General features: G+C 45.4%; 15 protein-coding genes. 5 read left to right on the plus strand and 10 right to left on the minus strand.

Annotated features, from left to right (window positions below; all coding sequences use genetic code 11):
* Positions 1–79: 79 nt before the first annotated feature.
* The 3 genes from IV64_RS00755 to IV64_RS00765 all read right to left on the minus strand — a co-directional run bounded on the left by IV64_RS00755 (position 80) and on the right by IV64_RS00765 (position 3,673).
* Positions 80–1,330: an MFS transporter gene (locus IV64_RS00755; RefSeq protein WP_057705251.1), complete on the minus strand. Its 1,251-nt coding sequence runs from the start codon at positions 1,328–1,330 to the stop codon at positions 80–82.
* A gap of 11 nt (positions 1,331–1,341) precedes the next feature.
* Complete coding sequence (locus IV64_RS00760) at positions 1,342–2,631, minus strand: alkaline phosphatase family protein (RefSeq protein ID WP_057705252.1); 1,290 nt, start codon at positions 2,629–2,631, stop codon at positions 1,342–1,344.
* A 211-nt stretch (positions 2,632–2,842) separates the two neighbouring features.
* Entirely contained in the window at positions 2,843–3,673 is an 831-nt protein-coding gene (locus tag IV64_RS00765) for an alpha/beta hydrolase (protein WP_057705253.1), read from the minus strand.
* 174 nt (positions 3,674–3,847) lie between these two features.
* Between IV64_RS00765 and IV64_RS00770 the strand changes: the two genes are divergently transcribed.
* Positions 3,848–4,570, plus strand: a complete 723-nt coding sequence (locus tag IV64_RS00770) for a GntR family transcriptional regulator (protein WP_057705254.1) — start codon at positions 3,848–3,850, stop codon at positions 4,568–4,570.
* Positions 4,571–5,033: 463 nt separating this feature from the next.
* Here IV64_RS00770 and IV64_RS00775 read toward each other — a convergent pair whose 3' ends face one another.
* From IV64_RS00775 to IV64_RS00785, 3 genes are all read right to left on the minus strand, one after another.
* A complete protein-coding gene (locus IV64_RS00775; protein ID WP_057705255.1) occupies positions 5,034–7,319 on the minus strand; it encodes a collagen-binding domain-containing protein in 2,286 nt (761 codons plus the stop codon).
* A 350-nt stretch (positions 7,320–7,669) separates the two neighbouring features.
* Positions 7,670–8,173 carry a DUF2798 domain-containing protein gene (locus IV64_RS00780; RefSeq protein WP_057705256.1) on the minus strand — a complete coding sequence of 168 codons (504 nt, stop codon included), beginning with the start codon at positions 8,171–8,173 and terminating at the stop codon, positions 7,670–7,672.
* A gap of 184 nt (positions 8,174–8,357) precedes the next feature.
* Entirely contained in the window at positions 8,358–8,597 is a 240-nt protein-coding gene (locus tag IV64_RS00785; protein WP_057705257.1) for a cytochrome b5 domain-containing protein, read from the minus strand.
* 919 nt (positions 8,598–9,516) lie between these two features.
* Here IV64_RS00785 and IV64_RS00790 point away from each other — a divergent pair.
* The gene (locus tag IV64_RS00790; RefSeq protein ID WP_057705258.1) at positions 9,517–11,097 is read left to right on the plus strand and encodes an Nramp family divalent metal transporter; all 1,581 of its coding nucleotides are present in this window, start codon (positions 9,517–9,519) and stop codon (positions 11,095–11,097) included.
* 69 nt (positions 11,098–11,166) lie between these two features.
* On the opposite strand, the gene IV64_RS00795 is transcribed toward IV64_RS00790, so the two are convergent.
* The 3 genes from IV64_RS00795 to nrdD form a co-directional block, all read right to left on the minus strand.
* Positions 11,167–11,766, minus strand: a complete 600-nt coding sequence (locus IV64_RS00795; protein ID WP_057705259.1) for a VIT1/CCC1 transporter family protein — start codon at positions 11,764–11,766, stop codon at positions 11,167–11,169.
* A gap of 222 nt (positions 11,767–11,988) precedes the next feature.
* Positions 11,989–12,537: an anaerobic ribonucleoside-triphosphate reductase activating protein gene (nrdG, locus tag IV64_RS00800; protein WP_404411284.1), complete on the minus strand. Its 549-nt coding sequence runs from the start codon at positions 12,535–12,537 to the stop codon at positions 11,989–11,991.
* On the minus strand, positions 12,503–14,725 hold the full coding sequence (nrdD, locus tag IV64_RS00805) for an anaerobic ribonucleoside-triphosphate reductase (RefSeq protein WP_057705261.1): 2,223 nt from the start codon (positions 14,723–14,725) through the stop codon (positions 12,503–12,505). The genes nrdG and nrdD overlap by 35 nt, the downstream gene beginning before the upstream one ends.
* A gap of 554 nt (positions 14,726–15,279) precedes the next feature.
* Here nrdD and IV64_RS00810 point away from each other — a divergent pair.
* On the plus strand, positions 15,280–15,756 hold the full coding sequence (locus IV64_RS00810; protein WP_157060960.1) for a hypothetical protein: 477 nt from the start codon (positions 15,280–15,282) through the stop codon (positions 15,754–15,756).
* 96 nt (positions 15,757–15,852) lie between these two features.
* Here IV64_RS00810 and IV64_RS00815 read toward each other — a convergent pair whose 3' ends face one another.
* The gene (locus tag IV64_RS00815; protein WP_420843331.1) at positions 15,853–17,802 is read right to left on the minus strand and encodes a PTS sugar transporter subunit IIABC; all 1,950 of its coding nucleotides are present in this window, start codon (positions 17,800–17,802) and stop codon (positions 15,853–15,855) included.
* A 246-nt stretch (positions 17,803–18,048) separates the two neighbouring features.
* Here IV64_RS00815 and IV64_RS00820 point away from each other — a divergent pair, with 246 nt between their 5' ends.
* Together IV64_RS00820 and IV64_RS00825 are read left to right on the plus strand one after the other, a co-directional pair.
* The gene (locus tag IV64_RS00820; RefSeq protein ID WP_057705264.1) at positions 18,049–18,459 is read left to right on the plus strand and encodes a peptide deformylase; all 411 of its coding nucleotides are present in this window, start codon (positions 18,049–18,051) and stop codon (positions 18,457–18,459) included.
* Positions 18,460–18,484: 25 nt separating this feature from the next.
* On the plus strand, positions 18,485–19,486 hold the full coding sequence (locus tag IV64_RS00825; RefSeq protein WP_083491525.1) for an FAD:protein FMN transferase: 1,002 nt from the start codon (positions 18,485–18,487) through the stop codon (positions 19,484–19,486).
* The last annotated feature ends 31 nt before the right edge of the window (positions 19,487–19,517 follow it).

Genomic DNA, 19,517 nt, shown 5'->3' on the forward strand with positions numbered 1-19,517 from the left:
CGCTGTTACAGCATTGGCAATAATTTTAAAAGTAAAAAGCACTTTCCAGAAATTTTACATCTCTAAAAAGTGCTTTAACTTAAACTGATTTAGTTTGATTCAGATGTGGCAACGCTAGGAAAATAACGAGTCCAATTAAGAATAGGATACTTAATGAGGCGGCACCAATCGTCGACCGACCAGTCATCTGGGTCACAATTCCTACGAGCACTGGTCCCATGACGGCTGAAAACTTGCCTAAAATATTATAGAAGCCAAAGAATTCGCTCCCACTCTTCTTAGGAATTAACCGACCAAAGTACGACCGACTCAGCGCCTGAATACCTCCTTGGCTCGTTCCCACTAACACGGCGAGCACCCAGAAATCCGTCACCGACTGTAGATGCAGGGCGTAAAGGCAAATACCCAAGTAAATCAAAATGCCTAACAAAATTCCCGTTCGCGTTGAGGTTTTATTAGCCAACCAACCGTATAGTAACGAGAATGGGAAAGCGACTAGTTGAACGACTAATAGGACCAACATTAACGTCGTGGTCGTGATCCCCATGTCCATACCAATGGAAGTGGCCATGGTAAAAATCGTATCGACCCCGTCAATGTAGAAGAAGTAAGCCACCAAGAACCAGGCCGCTGCCCGGTAATTGCGAATATGTTTTAACGTCGTCCATACCCGCTGAAAGCTAGCCCGAACTGGATGCGCATTCGGGGCTAACGCGTACTTCTGGTGAACATTTTTCAACAATGGAATGTAGAAGATGATCCACCAAACCGCCGCGAGGACAAAGCTCCACCGTGCGACCCCGTAACTTGATAACAGCCCAAAGCCACTGGTTAATTGCAAGACCAAGAATAGGATGAAGGCTAAGACACCACCCAAGTAGCCAAAACCGTAACCATATGAAGATAGCCGGTCCATCTGGTTATCCGGGGCAACGTCCGTTAAGAAACTGTCGTAGAACAAGTTTCCGCCGGAATATCCGATAATCGATAAAATATAAATTCCGAGCAACCACTTCCACGCACTGGGCGGCGCAATGCTTAACCCTAAGGTCATTAGCATCCCGACCATCGAAAAAATGTTGAGCATCCGCTTTTTAGCACGCGGATAGTCCGCCAGCGCCCCTAGAACTGGCGCTAGAATTGAAACGAGTAGCGTCCCAATACTATTCGCGTAGCCCCAGTACGCCGTTGCATTAGCAGGGGTGACCCCACTGGCTTGCGCGACCGCCTTAAAGTAAACCGGTAAAACAGCGGTCGTCACAATGATGCCATAACCAGAGTTGGCCCAATCATAAAAGATCCAACCCCACTGTTGCTTATTAAATTTCATTCAAGTTCCCCTTAACTAAATATGCCGTTTAAACTGTGTCCGGGCATCGGGCCGTCAAAATGCAGACCGAGTAACCGGGCAAAGGTTGGTGCTTCGTCAACTAAGTTAGCCTTTTCAATCGTAACGCCCGCCTTAACCGCTGGCCCGTTAAAGAGTAACGTGGTTTGATAATCTGGCTTGGTTGGGTCGTACCCGTGAACACCGTGGTAACGATCTGGTTGGCCTAACGTCGCCGGGTGGACTGGTTCAACAACTAATGGCCGCCGACTTTCATCGGTAAAGTAATAGCCTTCCTTGGCTTCAACCATCAATGCACACGCGGGGTCCGCCCCACGTTTGGCGGCGGCCTGCCCATCAATCACGGCTTCAACGCCTTCAACTGAACTGACAAGTTCTTTTAACGCGTCAAGCTCACTGAAATTGCGCGTATAAATATACGTTGACCCGTCGGCCGTTTTAGCCATGACTTGCCAATCATCTTCAAACGTCTGGTCTTGCCGAGGCGTCAACCAGCCACGCTGTGCAAATAACGTGTTGAGATGGATCATGTGGTCAACGTTGATCTGATAATGGTCGCCCAGAATCACAAAGTTCGTATCGTCAAAGGTCCCCGCCGCTTTAGTCGCGTTAATGACTTGCCCAACGTGTCGATCCAACCGGTGCAACGCTTGCATCGCCTCTTTAGATCGCACGCCATAACGGTGCCGCATACTATCCATATCAACCAGATGCAGCATCGTCAAATTAGGCCGTTTATTAGTCAGCGTATCAACCGCACACGCCGTGATAAAATCATCCAACTGGGGCTGTTTAATTCCCCGACGAAGATGCCCATACTTATGGTTCATCTCTAATAAGAATAATGGCGAACTCGCTTTGATTGAGACGAGTACTTGGTTCGTCCAGATTCGGTTTGGAAAAATTTCGGCCAAATTATATGTAATCTTACTCCCCGCAGTAACGGGCCATAAAAAGGCCGCCGTCGTCATTTTTTGTTGCCGTGCCAAATCATAGAGCGTTGGCACTTTCACATCTTTTTGGTACCAATACCAATCAGGTGAACGTCGCTTGGGCTGAATCTTGGTATTGTTCACAATTCCGTGCACGTTCGGATACTGGCCAGTGATAATGGTCGTATGTGATGGGTAAGTCAGGGTTGGGTAAATCCCCGTAACGGATTTGACCCATGCGCCCCCCGTCATCAACTGGTTCAACACCGGTAATTCCGCCTGATGTTCGCGTAAATCTCGGAATCCAAGTGCATCCAATGAAATGATGACTAAGTGCTGGTTGGTCGCCATAATAAATCGCTTCCTCTATTGATTATTCGTACCTAAAATTATACCGCAGAATTTTGCGCCACGTCATGGGTAAATTTTATCCAACCCAAATAACGCGTCTGGGACAAACTCAAAAAGCCAATCAGAAATTTTCTGGTTGGCTTCTCCTATTACTATGATTGAAACGTACGCCAAAAGGCAATTTGTTCTACTCTGCTCAAACTTTATACGTTTAAAATTCCCCGGCCAGTAGTCCTTCTTGTTGCAACCACTGCGTTGCTAAGTTGACCCACTGACTTGCCGCCTTATTTAAGTACTTAGACTTAGTTGGCTTCTCAGTCACGTGGTTAGCCAACGCTAAACCGTGAATCCCGCTACCATAAAGGTGGTATTCTACATCAACGTCATTTGCCATCAGTGCCTGAACGTATAACATCGAGTTTTGCGCCGGGACCAATTCATCAGTCGCCGTTTGCCAGACAAACGCCGGCTTAGTCGCCTTAGAAACCAATTTTTGGGCCGCCCACAGCTGTTCGTCCGCGGTCACCAATTTTTTATCAGCGTCGCTGGTTGGAAAGCCCGCGTTCAAATCAATAACCGGATACCCCAAAATAACGGCAGCGTGTTCTCCAGCATAATCATCCAGACCATATTGTTGACGCAATTCAGGATCAGTTGCGACCGCGTTATATAAGGCCACCACGTGTCCCCCCGCAGAAAAGCCCGTCAAAAAGATCCGGTCAGTAGCGACGTGGCGTTTCTGCGCATGCGCCGTGACCCACGCGATGGTTTGCGCTACTTGTTGTAAAGCCCACGGGTAAACTGACTCGTCTTCGGTTTCCAACTGATAGTTGAGTATGATCGTATGCATACCTTCCGCGTTAAACCGGGTTGCAATTGGCGCCTCTTCCCGTCCAGAATGGTAAGTAAAGCCACCACCCGGACAAATGATCATGACTGGATAGTCCACGTTCTCTTCAAAATCTGAGATTTGATCAAGCCAGTATGCAGTCACCTGAAACGGGTGCTGGTTTGCACTTAATGTTTGGTGTTCTACTTGCATCATGTTATCCCCCATATTTCCATCGAATTAATTACTACGTCCATTATAAAGAAAGCGTTTAACCCCTGTCAATTTTATTCGAACAAATTTGAGAATTTATTCGTTTATTTATTAAACAGGCAAATAATTTGTTATAATGGGTTCAACAATAACAACGCTTATGAGGGTGACAACATGGAAAAAGTAACGTTTGAAACCATCTATCAAACTTTGAAAAAACGGATTCTGGCAGGAAAATATAGTATTAAAATGCGTCTGCCAATTGAAGACGACTTAATTCAAGAATTTAACGGCAGTCGCTACGCGGTGCGCAAAGCCATTAAAAAGCTGGCTGCGGAAGGCCTCGTTTACAGTGTTAAAGGCCGCGGTGTCGTACTACTGGAGCACTCACCACAGACACAGAAGTTCAACCTAGACCTTGGTAACACCAACGGGGTCAAGCAACTAAACAGTGGCCGCGCACTCACGTACGAAACCAACGTGGTCAGCTTTAAACAGGTCATGGTCGATCCAGAATTGAGCGCTAAGACGGCCTTTGAAGTTGGTATTCCAGTCTATGCGATTCAACGTTTGCGACTTATCAACGGTACCCGGGCCGTCATTGATATCAACTACTTTAACGCCCAGTTAACACCGGGAATTACGCCCGCAATCGCTAAAAAATCAATTTATCACTACCTGAAAAAAGATCTCAAAATCAAAATTGCCGTCGTTAAACGGATGTTGCGGGTCGATTCCGCCAGCGAACTCGATATTGCGCATCTAGATTTAGGGCAAAATAACTGTGTCGGTAACATGATCAGTATTTCCTTTAACGATGACGGCCGTCAATTTGAATACACCGAATCACACTTCATTCCTAATGAATTTAACTTCAACCAATTGATTCGTAACTAAACCTTACCAACCGTTCGACCACCAATGACGAAAACGTTATTGGTGGTTTTTTCCGTCCTATTAAGCTTTAGACCAATTTGAAAATTAACCCTAGTACGCTTTTAAAATTAATTGAAATTACTTTTAAAAATATATTCGAATAAATATTGACTATTAATGTCAATCATTTATAATAATAGTTGTAAAAGCTAATGGGGGTTAGCGATTACACCGCTCAGTCGAGTGGACAGAACGGGGTCAAAGGATTAGGCATGGTCATGGAGTAAGAATGATTCGGTGTCACTAGACCAATTAATGTCTGGTGACTTTTTTTATTGGCACTTGAATTCATCAAATAAACAGTAGCCGTGACGACACCGTTGGGATAAAAAAGTGGTTCCCACAAAATGTGGAAACCACTACTACCATCACTAAAATCAGAATGGTCATTATTTTTAATGAGCAGACGCCCTTTTGCGCTTGCTTAAACGTTTTGCTTACGACGTAACCCATACACTGCTAGAACTAAGCTGCTTGCTAAGGCAATCCCAGCTAAGCTAAGCCATTGAGCCTGACCTTCATCCGTTTGTGGTAATCCTTGCCCATGTGCAGCTAAGGCACCAACCACTTGGGTACGTAAGCCTTCCAACTTAGTCACTAAACGATCGTTATGTTGTTCCTTGGCCTGTTGAATCGCGTAATCAATCAGATTTAACAACGTCTCTTCTTCAGCTGCTTGCTCATTAACCGGTTCCTTTTGAATCTCGTCAAAAGCCGTTTCTAGTTCGTCAGCTGTTTCATCCGTGACGGCATTGTTATCAATTTCTTTTTCAACTTCGTCTTCAATCTCATCCACGATTTCATCAGGATCAACACCTTCATTGATCTCTTCGTCGATTTCTTCTTCAAACTCTTCTTCAGGTTCCTCAACTTCGTTAGGTTGTTCGGGCGTTTCGACGTCACCCGGTTCTTCAGGTTCACCAGGCTGTTCCGGTTCCTCAACATCCCCTGGTTCTTCAGGTTCCTCGGGTTCTTTCGGTTCTTCAATGTCTCCTGGCTCTTCCGGTTCACCTGGTTCTTCGGGCTCTTTAGGTTCCTCAGTCTCACCAGGCTGTTCTGGTTCTTCAGGTTCCTCGGGTTCTTCAGGTTCCTCGGGTTCTTCAGGTTCCTCGGGCTCCTCAATCTCATCTGGCTTTTCAGGTTCTTCCGGTTCTTCAGGCTCACCAGGTTGTTCTGGTTGTTCTGGCTCTTCCGGTTCCTCAACGTCCACCGGTTCCTCTGGTTCGGGATCTTTTTTGTTATCAACGTTATCTTGTAAATCCCAACGGTGGGTTTCAGCGTTAACAACGACTTTATCCGCAATGATGTTGCCATCAACATTTTGGTTAGCATCAACTTCCGCCTTAGGAGCTAAGACGCTTCCTTGGAATGGCCGGTCGATTGAGATGACACCCGTAGCTAATTGATCGCTTGCCGTTGAATCGTAGAAGTTCCACAATAAATGGTTATCCCCAAAGTCTTCAGTTTCCTTGTTATCACGACCACTGCCATCATCGTAAATGACCTTAATTTGCGAATTGATATGGTAATCTTGATTACCCTCGGTGTCCACGTTAATGATGACCGTGTTCCCATCCTTATCGGCGGATAACCCTTGGATCGTTAGCGGCGTGCTACCATTTAGAACGTCCGCTGACAGGTTAATGATAATATGACCATTTTCATCAGGCTCTAGGTCGGTGATATCAATGACCCGATTATTCATATCACTGAAATGACTGTTCGTGTAATTAACGTGTGGTTTCTGATTGCTCATGCTACCACTTAGTTTTTCTAACTTAGCAAATTCCTTATCAAAATCAAGATAAACGTTGCCGTTTTTATCTTGATAGACTTCTGAAGCAAGTAGGTGATCAATATCGGTCCCATTTATCTTTGGCCGGTTGGGGTTCGAAATGTCGATATCGACATTCTGACCGAAAATAACCTTATTGACCCGGGTATCACCGGCGGAAACAAATGAACTGTTCGCAATATTATCAATGTTTTGAATATATGAAATATCTTTATCCAATAATTCTTCAATAATATTGGTCCCAAAGTTGACTTTTCCTGAGAGTGTCCCGACAGCAATATTTCCGTTCGTATGTGCATTCAGTTCAGCTTCGCGTGCAAAAATATGAAATTGAGAAGAAATCCCTAGAATGTTATGTAAATCTGCATAATCGTCTTCAACGTTTCCACCATCTTGAACAGCCTCATTATCAGCCTTAACTGAATCCGTCGCTTTAACCGGTTGCGGCGTGGTATCCGGTGTTTTTGACTCCTGATCAGCTGAAGCATCTAATTTCTGGTCCGTTGCCATGGGCTTTTTATCCACGTGACTACTTTGTGACGTTGCGTCGTCTTTATCACCGGTCTCACCGTTTGTGTCACTACCTTCTGAATCGCCTTGCTTAACTGCATTGGGATCAGTTTTAGGTGCTGACACCGTCTTGGTTTGTTTTGCACCGATTGTTTTAGTTTGTTGTTCTGACGTCATATCGGCATCGTTTTGTGACTGTGATAACCGATTCGAATCTTGTGACGACGCTTTCGACTGACTTTCACTGCTTACCGAACTAGAACTAATGCTTTCAGCATTTTTGGCACCGTTGTCATCCGCACGTGCCGTTAATGTCGCGCCCCCTAATGCTAAAATGATTGCGCAGGCAAAGGCCCAACGACGACCAATTTTATACATTTTAAAATGCGTTTGTTTCTGTTCCATTATCAATCCCACCCATAATTATTTTTATCAACATTCCTTCGATTCATCTCTATTTTCACGCAGTTTCAGTCAATCTTCAACCTCGATAATAATATATTTTATATTCTTTCAGAAACCATTAAAGTGTCCTAAGTGTTGATGTATCAACGGTTTATCCGTTTAACCATTTTAACTCAATCCCCATTGCTATCCTGATAACATCAATTAAGTTTTGCCGTTTGATCAGCAATTTTCAGAAAACAAAAACCGTTCAGGAATTTTAACTATTCCCGAACGGTTTAACCGATGATTATAATCGAAACGCACACCCAAAAGCAGTTTGCACCGCCCCTTGACTCACGCTCGTTTGCTTAGTCTTCTTCAGTTTTAGCAGCCGCTTCAGTTTTGGCAGTTGCTTGCTGCATTTTACCCAGTACGCCGCGGGCAATTGGCCCTACGATCAATAACTGTAACGGTAACGCAACGATCAAGTTAAAAATCCAAGTATGGCCGTACGTTGCAAGAACGTGTCCCCCGGCCAGCTTACCTTCCACCGTAATCCCAAATAGGGACATACAAGTTACCATGCCGAGTACCATCAAAACGGAAATCGTGATTCCGATTAAAACGGTCCTTTTACGCATGTAATCATTAATGATATATTTGAAAGCTAATCCTTTGGCAATTGGTCCTACGACCAATAAATCTAAGATGATAGCAACAACTAAACCAAGCGGGTACCCACTTAAGATTGCCATGATTAAACCATTACTAAAGCCCTGCGCCATCGCAACGTTATACGCTGTCATAACCAGCACCATCAATCCTGCCATAATGGCTGTAAACACAACTTCTTCTTTTAAATTCCGTGGCATATATAAACCCTCCTAGTTTGTGTATCGAGTGTTCACTATAGCACGCCGAATTGTCCGTTCGTAAGTTACGTTTTGATGATAATTGTATTAAAAAAGGCGGAGAATCGCTTCCCGCCTGATAGTTCGTTTAACTGATTTTGTATGCTTAATTGACTAACAATGATTAGCCATTGCGACATCATACTTAGTCCGCAACGTACTGACCAACCACGGTTAACTTTTTGAGAACGCCACGGCCGTGTGGTGATTTGGTATCAATGATGTCCGTCAATTCTTGACCAGCCAAATTACCATGATGCTTGCCACCCGCCCAAGCAGCAACACCCGTCACGTCATAAACAACGCCATCAACGGCAACGTAGGCCGGTTGACCAGCTTGACCATCGTACTTTGCTAATTCAGTTTGATTAAAAGTCTTACTCATTACAAATCACTCCTTCACAGTTTAAACTAAGCTTAAACTGGACTGCCAAGTAAAAGCAAGTAATCCGCTTTCAAATCCGACCTAATCCTATTTGTTTTTACTGATAGCAACGACGCCCACTCAGTTTTACTTTCGACCTAAAGCTGAGCCAAAAGATCACACCTAACTATTCGACCACGTAATCAGTTCGAACCGTACTCAAATGCACTACCGGTCTTTTCCATATTGATAAGTCACATTTCAGCAACACCGGATTCCAAACCAGTATTGCTAACCAATTAATCTAAATGTCACCCACCAACCATCAGCGACGCTAGCAAAACCGTCACAAACTAGCGACCTTGTGAACTAGCGCTGACCAAGTTCGTTAGCACTGCCCCAATGGTCTTTGGCCATTCATCCTTAGCCACTGCAATTTTTTAAACTACCGGCAGTTTAATGCTTAAAGTCGATAGTCCAGTCATTACGGCGGCCCAATATTTTTAGCGGCCCGACTTTTCATCAGTCCCCACAAGTGTCCCATCATTTCACTCCCTATCAATTGACGCCCAGCTTACATTGAGCAATTAATCACAATACATTCAAATTCACTCAATGGCTAGTTTAATTTTATTATAAAGACATTTTCATCATAGACTTTACCATATTCTTCGTAAATTGGCAGTGTAATCCACTAACATTGTTAACTTTTACACTTGTTATCGTTCATTCGTAAAACCAATGAACAAACATTTCTAGCAACAACCCAACGGCAAACTTTCCGGGGGCAACTAATCCAGCGCTCTCATTAGTTCTTTAACTTAACCGGGCGTTCGTAAAAAAAACGCTATATTTTTAAGTTATCCCTAACTTTTATTTAATGATTGGTTAAATGAAGCTACAATGTAACCAGTTTTTAAAGAAAGGCGGTTATATTATCATGAACAGCACTCCATTGAAGAAGCGGCAACACAAGCTTATTGAGTACGCTAACGGTCCTTCACTAGAAGAAATCAACGGCACAATTAGCGTACCCAAGGACATCGGGTTCTGGCGAACACTCCTTGCCTACTCGGGGCCTGGTGCTTTAGTGGCAGTCGGTTATATGGATCCCGGGAACTGGTCCACTTCCATTACTGGAGGTCAAAACTTTTCATACCTGTTAATGTCCGTGATCTTGATCTCAAGTTTGATTGCGATGTTGCTCCAATACATGGCGGCTAAACTTGGTATCGTGACACAGATGGACTTGGCCCAAGCGATTCGTGCCCGCACGAGTAAATCCCTTGGGATCGTTTTATGGATTTTAACCGAATTTGCCATTATGGCAACGGACATTGCGGAAGTCATCGGTGCCGCAATCGCCCTGTACCTTTTATTCAAGATTCCCTTAGTCATCGCAGTCTTCATTACGGTCTTTGACGTATTACTCTTGCTATTATTGACCAAAATTGGCTTCCGTAAGATTGAAGCCATCGTCGTCTGCTTAATTCTCGTTATCTTGTTAGTCTTCGTTTACCAAGTCGTCCTTTCAAGTCCCAACTGGGGGCAAGTCTTTGCTGGTCTGGTTCCTACTAGTGAAACCTTTTCCAACAGCCGGACAGTTGCCGGCATGACACCGCTAAGTGGCGCCTTAGGTATTATCGGTGCGACCGTCATGCCCCATAACTTGTACCTGCACTCAGCCATCTCACAAACCCGGAAGACTGATCACCATGATGAAGAGGCGGTTGCGCGGACCGTTAAATTTGCCAGTCTCGATTCCAACATTCAATTAACGGCCGCCTTCTTTGTCAACGCCCTACTCCTTATCACGGGAGTGGCCGTTTTCAAAACGGGTGCCGTTAAAGATCCTTCATTCTTCGGCCTGTATCAAGCCCTCTCAAACACTGCATCCCTTAGTAACGGTGTTCTAATTAGTGTCGCTCGGTCTGGTATCTTGTCATCGCTATTTGCCGTTGCCCTGTTAGCTTCCGGGCAAAACTCCACGATCACCGGGACCTTAACTGGTCAAGTTATTATGGAAGGCTTCATCCACATGCGGATGCCACTCTGGTTACGGCGGTTAGTCACCCGGTTATTATCCGTCATTCCCGTCCTGATCTGTGTGTTACTGACCAGTGGCAAGAGTGCGATTGACGAGCACGTGGCACTCAACGATTTAATGAATAATTCTCAAGTCTTCTTGGCCTTTGCACTGCCATTCTCAATGCTACCGCTACTAATGATGACCGATAGTTCCGCTGAAATGGGCCAACGGTTCAAAAATAGCTGGTGGATCAAGGGGCTCGGCTGGTTCTCAGTGATTGCGCTAACCGGGTTAAACATGTACGGTCTCGCGCCACAAATTGCTGGGTTCTTCGGTGATAACCCAACTAAGTCACAATTGGCATGGTCTAACTGGATTGCTGCTATTTTGATTGCAATTATCATTGCCCTACTCGCATGGACAATCATTGAATTACGGCGTGGCAATCAGCAGTACTTGGCACGCAAAGAACAATCTACTAGCGAATCCTAGCCAAATGAAAAAGGCGTTGCGATAAAAATCACAACGCCTTTTTCATTTATAAATATTAGTATTTGATATTTAAACAGCGCCGCCTAATAACGACCCCATGACAAAGGTGACAAAAGCCGTGACCAAGCCAATCGTAATGTTACGCAACACCACTTTGCGAATCGAGATTGCCCCCCGTTGCGCACTAATTGTCGCGTTTAACGTTAATGCAATCACCATGGCAATCAGCGTGTTCGTTAATCGCCATGCTGGCGTTGACAAACTGATGGCCAAAAGTGGAATCAGGGCCCCCAGCATGAACGAGACAAATGACATAACCGCCGCATGTAACGGATTCATTAAGTCGATCTCTTGAATTTTAGTCTGATAAGCTTCAGAGTTTCGAGATTCTGGTGCGATTTGATTATTTAAACAGCTGACTTGAACGTCTTTTTGTGCACTTACCGAGACGTATTCGCCACCAGCCATGGAGCAAGCGCCTGCAAGCATTCCAGAGATCCCACTGATAAACAATGTTTGATTGCTCATATTTGCGCCCACCGCGCCCAATACAATTCCTGAAACCGAGATAATCCCATCGTTTGCCCCCAAAATACCGGCGCGCAAGACGTTCAGTCGATCCCAAAAGTGAAAGTAGCGCGTCTGAAAACGTTTAATAATTGTTAACATTGTTATTCAATCCTTCCATATCCCCAGTATGATGCCAAAAAGGGTTGGGGCACGTGCTCCAACCCTTTTTGTTTAACGATCGTGTTTTTGCTTATCGTGCCTAGTGTCATTTTATTAGTTTTACTTGAATGTTGATAATTGAGCAAATTCAAACCGGCATATAAACAGCCATCTTTGAAAACGCTGTCATACCTTAAGCCTTATTATACACGACTAATTTGCTTAACGCACTAGCTTATCCCAAATAACCACTTGACCACTAGCTAACGACTTAGGGACGTCGATAATTCGCTGATTAGAACTTCCACGAAATTGCAATTTTAGGTCCATTTTGTCTTTCAAAAAGCGCCCATCGACTAGAATATCAATTAATGACAACATTTTTAATTTATCTTCAGAATCCTTTTGTAGCTCTTCCCACGTATAGCCGGACCACGACCAGATGTCCTTATCATGGCCAAATTCTTGGCGGACGCGTTCGCAAATTCGAATCCCAACTTGCGTATTTAAGAACGGTTCACCGCCTAATAGTGTCAATCCCTGAACATAATCTTGACTTAAATCTTCAATGATTTGGTCTTCCAAGTCTTGGGTATACGGTTGCCCATAATGGAAATTCTGCGCAGCGACGTTGTAACAACCCGGACAATGAAACGGACAGCCACTCAAATAGAGACTACACCGGACCCCTTCACCATCAACAAAATTAAACGCCTTATAATCAGCAACGTATTGTTCACTTAAGTCCTCTGCCAGCCATTCTTTGGGCATCGGATTGTTTGGTCCTTTCGTAGCGCGCGGCATTCTTAATCATCTCCGAAGACATATTTTTAGCACGGGACGCGATTTCAACGTGACGCCCGTGAACCATTGGGCGCTGTTGCGGATTACCTAAGTATCCACACGTCCGTTTAACAACATCACAATATTTGGGGTCATGGTTGCCACATTCAGGGCAAACAAACCCGCGGGCGGTTGCGGTAAACTCGCCCTTAAACCCACATTTAAAGCACTGATCAATCGCCGTATTGGTCCCTAAGTAGCCCACGTGATCGTAAGCCCAGTCCCAAACCGCTTCTAGGGCTTTCGGGTTTTGAGTCAAGTTAGGATATTCACAGTAGTGGATGAAACCACCCGAAGCGTATTTTGGAAAACGTTCTTCCAACGTGAGCTTTTCAAATGGTGTTGGGTGCTTGCGAACATCGTAGTGAAAACTATTCGTGTAGTACTCCTTGTCCGTAATATCAGCGACCTTACCGAATTTAGCAATGTCATCACGGCAGAACGTGTCCGTTAACGATTCAGCGGGTGTGGAATACAAACTGTAGTGATAGCCACTTTCCTTAGCCCACTGCGCACACTTGTCCCGCAACGCCTTAACCACATCTTCGGCAAACGTTAACGCGTGCTCATCTTTTTCCCAATCCGGGCCAAAGAACGTCGTGCAAACTTCGTATAAACCGATGTAACCTAAGGAAACCGTCGCCCGCTGATTCTTGAAGAGGTCGTCCACGTTCCCACCGGCAGGTAGCCGTTTGCCAAACGCCCCGTACATGTAAAGTAACGGTGCGTTTTCGGGCTTAGCTTCCTTCGTACGTTCAACGCGGTAAGCCAACGCTTGGTGACACGTCGCCATGCGTTCGTCAAAAATTTCCCAGAACAAGCCCTGATCCCCATGCGCGGATAAGGCAATCCGTGGCAAATTAACGGTCACAACGCCCAGGTTCATCCGACCGGAGTTGACTTCACGGCCATTTTCATCTTTCCAACCTTGCAGGAAGGAACGGCACCCCATTGGTGTCTTAAAGCTCCCCGTCAATTCTTTGATTTTATCGTACATCAAAAGATCGGGGTACATCCGCTTAGTGGCACACTCAATTGCCAACTCTTTAATATCGTAATTAGGATCATCAGGACTTAAGTTAAGTCCCCGCTTCATGGTGAAAATCAACTTAGGGAAAATTGCCGTCCGTTGTTCCTTACCAAGCCCCTTAATCCGAATCTGTAAAATGGCCCGTTGAATTTCACGTTCAATCCAGCTCGTTCCCAGGCCAAAGTTAACCGTCGTAAACGGCGTTTGTCCCTGTGATGAGTAGAGCGTGTTGATCTCGTATTCCAACGCCTGCATTGCATCATAAATGTCTTTTTTCGTTTTTGTCTTGGCATAAGCGTTCCGCTGATCTTCAGCGACCCACTTTTCAGCATCCTTCATGTGCTTTTGGAAGTTGATTTCAGCATAGGGTGCCAACAACTGATCCACCCGGTTAGCGGAACACCCGCCATACTGAAGGGATGCCACGTTGGCAATAATCTGGGCCATTTGCGCCGTTGCCGTTTGAATAGAACGCGGCGAAACGACCTCGGCATTGCCAATCTTATAGCCGTTTTTAAACATTCCGTCAAAATCAATCAAGCAACAGTTGGTTTCAGGCGTGACGGGTGAATAGTCCAAGTCGTGCCAGTGCAAGTCACCACGTAAATGGGCCTTAGCCACAATATCTGGTAGCATTTTTAGCCCGAGTGCCCGGCTAGCTGCGCCGGCTTCAAGGTCCCGTTGCGTATTAAAGACGGTACTATCCTTATTGGCGTTTTCGTGAACCACGTCGGCATCCCGATTAAACAGTTTTTCAATCCGCCCCTTAACGTTCGTTGCGGCCGCAAATCTTTCCTGCTCCGCAATAAAATAATCCTGATACCGCTTGGCAGCATCCGTGAATCCGAGGTCGTTAAAAATGGCGATGAGTGCGGGACGTAACTCACGCGTTTCCACCTGATCGGATTGGTGATAGTGCGCCACAATCGCTTCTTTTACCGCTTCTTGGTCCTTGGGATCCTCTAATAATTGTGCCAAAACAAAGTTAATTTTATAAGGGTGAAACTTGGTTTGCGTTCCGCCCCGTTTGATTACGGGTAAGGTTCTTAATTGGTCTAAAATATCACCTGTTGACGTTGTTAACATGCGTATCCCCACTTTTTAAATTTATAGTTTAAAGGTTGACCTTGATAAACTGGTCATCATTGCCGCTATGATAACGATTATCGCTATTGGGGTCTTTTCAGCCTTTAGTTTATGTATCATTAAAGTACCGCTACAACCAATGGTACTAGTTGTTGTAAGTAACACTATATATAGTAGCCTATTCTGGCCAAAAAGCCATCCTAGGTCAGGGGCCTTAAATTTATTTGTGCTCAACAAACGTCCTTGCTAACAACGTTTGCTCATTCTAAGCCACTTTTAAAATTATCTTTTGTATCATTTCGTATATAAAATGGGAATTTTTAATCAAGTTCGTTAACCATCGAACAACGTCTGTTCCCGTCTGCTTTCAATCTTTTTTCATAGTGAAATTTAGCGGGATTCAATCGTGCTAAATTAGTCTTAAAACAATTCAATTAAAAATGACCCAACCAAAGTATAAAAATTAATCGCATCAGTTTAACTTAACTGTCACTTTCGTTATAATAGAACTTATGTCTTAATAACGGGAATTAGGACGCTGGAGGAGATTATGTATGCAAAAAATATGGGGATTCGGAATGGCGATTGCACTAACCGGATTAATTGCAGGGTGCCAATCAACACCCCGTCATACGGTTCGCACGGTGCAAACGACTAAGTCAACGGTCAACGCAGTCAGTCGTTATAGCGCCGCCGACTTTATGGGGCGCTGGGTCAGTCCAAGACCAGCGACAAGTGTCTACTTAAACACACACCATCAATTGGTCATGTTCCGCCGCAATCAGCACACGATTCGGGAACACTTCACTATTAAACTGGTCAATAACCGGGCGACTTTAACGGTTAATAATCACCACGCAATTAAATTAGATTTAGATGATGCTAATAATATGACCATACACCAAAATAACCTGACGACGAAATTAACTAAGGATCCCAACTGGTCAGCACAACGCAGTGAGATTCCAACTAACCGAACCGTCGCTCTAAAAAAATCTAGTCTGACCCCTGCGTTTAAACCTAGCTACTAACGCACCGCACGGGTTAGCAAAAAAACGTTTGCGAATTTTTATCGCAAACGTTTTTTAATTCCACTATTTTTAATTTTTAGGTCAAAAGACAATTCACTAATGACTATCCAACGCTTTTTCAGTCCGCATTTTATCGGAAAAGCCAAAGAAGTAAACGGCCACCATGGCAATCAAAAGCGTCCCGTAATGAGAAATCAAGTAACCATAAAAATTACTACCAATTCCAACGTCAGGTGTAATAAACGCTGGAAATCCAATTAGAGCACCGGATAACGCGTAGTTATTGACCCGTAGTAATCCCGTCAATAATCCACCTAACGCACTGGCAATGCTGCCGACAATGAAGACCCGCTTATACTTCAAGTTGACCCCGTAAATTGCCGGTTCGGTAACTCCACAAAATGCTGAGACGGCCGCAGCTAATGATAATCGTTTTAACTTACGATGGCGGGTCTTTAAAGCAACGGCTAACGCGGCACCACCCTGCGCGACCATTGTCACTGAAATGAGTGCGTTTAAGTAACTGTGACCATTAGTCGCCAAATCGTTGACCACAATTGGGACGAGGCCCCAGTGCAACCCAAAAATCACCATCAACTGATAGAGGCCCCCAACGACGAGTCCGGATAGTGCGGGACTGAAATTATACGTCGCAAGGATGGCGTCGGCTAAGACCTGACTGACAACCGTCATCAGGGGACCGACGATTCCCAAAATCACTAACCCTAAAACTAACGCTTCGATGATTGGTGAAAAGACGCCCCGTAAAGCAACTGGCAACAGTTTTTTCAACCCTTTTTCAACGTAAACACCTAACCAGGCCGCAAGAATAATGGGAAAGACTGAGGCGGAATAAGTCATCAGGTGGACTGGCAATCCAAATACCGTAATTTGAGCAGTCGCCGCCTTACCTGCCGCACTAATTAACGACGGGTAAACTAGAATTCCCCCGACCACCGCTAAGACAATGGGATTCGAGCCTAAGCGTTTCGCCGCTGTAAACCCTAAGATAATCGGCAAAAAGTAAAACACCGCGTCGCCCACCGCGTTGAGTACCATGTACGTCCCATCCGTTGGGTTCAAAATTTTGAATCCCGTAAGTGCCGCCAGAATCCCCTTTAGAATCCCGGAACCCGCTAAGATACCGATCACCGGAATCATCGAAGCGGTCATCACGCCAATGAGACTGTTCAAGCTTTGTTTAATTACCCCTAACAACGATTTCGACTTTTGCTTAGGTGGTTCGACCACGGCTTCAGTGTTCTCACCCATAAATTGCGGTCCTAATTGGGCCATCACAGCATCGTAGACGTCATTCACGGCGGACCCAATCACCACTTGCAACTGGTCAGCCGCGTGCGCCACGTCAATCACTCCCGACAATTCGGTCAACTGGGTCCGCTGCACCAATGTCTCATCTTTCAAATAAAACCGTAGCCGCGTAATACAGTGGATCACACTGGTGACGTTGTCTCGTCCACCGACCCCTTGAATAATTTGCGTCGCTAACTGAGTGTACGCTCCCGTTTGTCCAGTAGCCGAACTTGTCATGGCTGGTGAAGCTTCTTCTAAAGTCGTCACCATCGCTACCGGCACGTGCGGTTGCACCAACCCCGCTTCTGATTTTAAGAAAAGCTGCGCCTGTAGGGCCGTACTATTAGTCACAACCGTTATAACGGTCGGTACTTTATGTACTTCCTTGATCATCGTCAAATCCATTCTCACCAGGACTTGTCCCGCCACAACTTGCTCGCCCACTTTGACCATGAGTTCAAAAGGACGACCATCAAGTTCGACCGTGTCGATACCCAAATGTAATAACACTTCCACCCCAGTTACCGTTCTAAGACCGACCGCGTGCTTGGTTTTAGCTACCATGGTCACTTTGCCACTGACCGGTGCGTAGACTCGTCCATCAGTTGGTTCAATCGCAAAGCCAACCCCCATCAGCCCCTGCGAAAAGACTGGATCATCCATTACTTTTAACTCATGTAACCGTCCCGCGACCGGCGCGCACAGCGTTGTCATAACTGTTTCTGCCGCCATCTTGCTCATCCTCCATTTTTTGAACTTGTTATCGTTTTATTTTGATCGCACTACTATCTAAATTGTTTTCTATTAAGCAACCAGCTTTATTACTTTGGTTACAGCCCGCTCGATTTGATTTTAACGAACATTTCATACTTTGAACACCATTTCACATTTATTGATAGGTCACCTTACTAACTAAGAACTTGCGCGATGTCACGTAAAACTTCTATAATGAAAGCATTATCAAGAGGAGGCTTTTTCATGATCAAACCCGTTGTCCACGACCCAGCGGCGTTACAAACACCAGCGCAAGCTGCGACCCGTGCTGATTTGCCAACCGTTACCAACTTACTAGACACACTTTCAGCGAATAGCGATTCCTGCGTTGGGATGGCCGCCAACATGATTGGCGTCAACAAACGCATCATTGTCGTTCAAATGGGACCATTAGCCGTTCCAATGATCAATCCTCAAATCATTAACAAGACCGGATCTTATCAGACGAGCGAAGGGTGTTTATCCTTAAGCGGTGAACGGCCGACAACGCGTTATCACCAGATTACGGTCAAGTTCGTTAACCAGAATTTTGCCCCCCAACAACAGACTTTTCGTGACTTCGTTGCCCAAATCATTCAACACGAAGTCGATCATTGTAACGGTATCCTAATTTAATTTTCCACAGATTGGACGGATTTTGATGGCAACTCTTAATGACAATCAACAACCAGCCGTTGATAACTTAGCTAGTCAACGACGACACCTCGCACACCACGCACTAGGAACTGATATCGACTTGACCTTACTCGGTAGCGACCGTTCGGACTACTTAACTCAAGCCTGTACCCTCATCGACCAGTACGAAGACCGGCTAACGGTCAACCGGTCGCATTCCGAAGTCATGGCGATCAATCAAGCCGCGGGACAACACCCCGTACAAGTCAGTGCTGCGACCTACAGCCTCGTTAAGCGAGCAGTGCAACTCAGTCAGCAGCACTTTGGCTTCAATGCGCTAATTGGCCCACTCGTCAAACTTTGGCGAATTGGCTTTTCAAACGCCCACGTTCCTAGTGACGCGGAAATTCAGGACCGCTTACGACTCGTCGATCCCCAGCAAGTGGTGTGTCACGACGCCGATTTCAGCGTGTTTTTAAAAGTCGCTGGAATGGAGCTGGATCTCGGTGGTATCGCGAAGGGCTACATTGCCGATCGCATTCAGGACTACTGGGAAGCCTTTGGGCAACGCGCCGGCATGATTAATTTAGGCGGAAACCTATTGATGTATGGCGATTCGCCCTTACACGCTGACGGTCAGTGGCGGGTCGGCATCCAAAACCCACTGACACCCCGCGGAAATGCGATTGCCAGTGTTCAAATAGGGCCTTGTTCAGCCGTTACGAGTGGCATTTATGAACGTCACTTGGAATTTAACGGGAAATCCTACCATCATATTCTGGATTCTAAGACGGGCTATCCGCGTCAAAATGACCTTGAAAGTGTCACGATCTTTTCAAAAGCCTCCATTGACGGTGAGATTGAAACGACCCGGTTATTCTTTGCCGGCGGCCCACTTCCCGACTGGGGTAAAGACCGCCCAGACTTGTACGGCGCCATCTTCGTTAATAAGCAACGCCAGCTAAAAATTGTTGGCTTGCCCGTTGAACGTGTCACCATCTTGGATGACAACTTTTCCATTCAGTAAAGTTACCGGTCACAAATGGACTTAAAGTTCA

It is taken from the genome of Lactiplantibacillus xiangfangensis (genome assembly GCF_001438845.1).
Classification (GTDB): Bacteria; Bacillota; Bacilli; order Lactobacillales; family Lactobacillaceae; genus Lactiplantibacillus; species Lactiplantibacillus xiangfangensis.

Coding starts and splice junctions, on each gene's coding strand:
- IV64_RS00795 (WP_057705259.1), bottom strand. CDS start 11,766: ATGTTAACAATTATTAAACGTTTTCAGACGCGCTACTTTCACTTTTGG.
- IV64_RS00765 (WP_057705253.1), bottom strand. CDS start 3,673: ATGCAAGTAGAACACCAAACATTAAGTGCAAACCAGCACCCGTTTCAG.
- IV64_RS00760 (WP_057705252.1), bottom strand. CDS start 2,631: ATGGCGACCAACCAGCACTTAGTCATCATTTCATTGGATGCACTTGGA.
- IV64_RS00810 (WP_157060960.1), top strand. CDS start 15,280: ATGCAAAAAATATGGGGATTCGGAATGGCGATTGCACTAACCGGATTA.
- IV64_RS00785 (WP_057705257.1), bottom strand. CDS start 8,597: ATGAGTAAGACTTTTAATCAAACTGAATTAGCAAAGTACGATGGTCAA.
- IV64_RS00815 (WP_420843331.1), bottom strand. CDS start 17,802: ATGGCGGCAGAAACAGTTATGACAACGCTGTGCGCGCCGGTCGCGGGA.
- IV64_RS00755 (WP_057705251.1), bottom strand. CDS start 1,330: ATGAAATTTAATAAGCAACAGTGGGGTTGGATCTTTTATGATTGGGCC.
- IV64_RS00825 (WP_083491525.1), top strand. CDS start 18,485: ATGGCAACTCTTAATGACAATCAACAACCAGCCGTTGATAACTTAGCT.
- IV64_RS00775 (WP_057705255.1), bottom strand. CDS start 7,319: ATGGAACAGAAACAAACGCATTTTAAAATGTATAAAATTGGTCGTCGT.
- nrdG (WP_404411284.1), bottom strand. CDS start 12,537: ATGCCCAAAGAATGGCTGGCAGAGGACTTAAGTGAACAATACGTTGCT.
- nrdD (WP_057705261.1), bottom strand. CDS start 14,725: ATGTTAACAACGTCAACAGGTGATATTTTAGACCAATTAAGAACCTTA.
- IV64_RS00790 (WP_057705258.1), top strand. CDS start 9,517: ATGAACAGCACTCCATTGAAGAAGCGGCAACACAAGCTTATTGAGTAC.
- IV64_RS00820 (WP_057705264.1), top strand. CDS start 18,049: ATGATCAAACCCGTTGTCCACGACCCAGCGGCGTTACAAACACCAGCG.
- IV64_RS00770 (WP_057705254.1), top strand. CDS start 3,848: ATGGAAAAAGTAACGTTTGAAACCATCTATCAAACTTTGAAAAAACGG.
- IV64_RS00780 (WP_057705256.1), bottom strand. CDS start 8,173: ATGCCACGGAATTTAAAAGAAGAAGTTGTGTTTACAGCCATTATGGCA.